Below are 583 nucleotides of genomic sequence, written 5' to 3'. Positions count from 1 at the left end.
CCGTCTTCTTGGCAAACTGAATGCCGTTGTCAGTCAGCACCGTATGCACCTTATAAGGTAACGTTTTAAGTGTGGCCTCCAAAAAGTCGACCGCATCTTTGCGCCTCATCTGCTCATGCAACTCGGCATAGACAAACTTCGACGTGCGATCAATCGCCACAAAGAGATAGGCTCGGCCCTCGGCGGTATGCACCTCGGTGATATCGATATGCAGATAGCCCAGCGGATAGCGTTTGAAGGCTTTCTTCTCACGTACCGGCTCAGCTGAGCGCGGGAGGTTGCTGATGCCGTGTCGCTGGTAGAGCCGATGCAGGCTGGAGCGTGAAAGCCCCGGTATAAAGCGCTGCAAGGCATGCAGGCAATCGTCCAGAGGCAGCAACGTCTTCTGCCGGAACGCGATGGCAACAGCCTCTTCAGCCAGAGTCAGGGAGGTCGAATGCGGCTCCCGAGGTCCCATGGGCTGATCTTCAACCGAGTCACGCTTACGCCATTTGATCACTGTTTTTGGGGGCCCGCCTAGGGATTTAAGTTGTAGCGCTTACTCAGCGTCGCGATCGAATCCTGCGATCGCTGTAACTCCGCT

General features: G+C 55.7%; 1 pseudogene. It reads right to left on the bottom strand.

Features of this window, described 5'->3' with window-relative positions:
- Positions 1-583 (bottom strand): annotated as a pseudogene (locus IEX86_RS24855) (DDE-type integrase/transposase/recombinase); the annotation flags it as partial.

The sequence above is a fragment of the Pseudomonas asuensis genome (assembly GCF_014646755.1).
Lineage (GTDB): Bacteria > Pseudomonadota > Gammaproteobacteria > Pseudomonadales > Pseudomonadaceae > Chryseomonas > Chryseomonas asuensis.
Note: the sequence above shows the minus strand (reverse complement) of the source record. Positions and strands in the feature narration are given on the sequence as shown.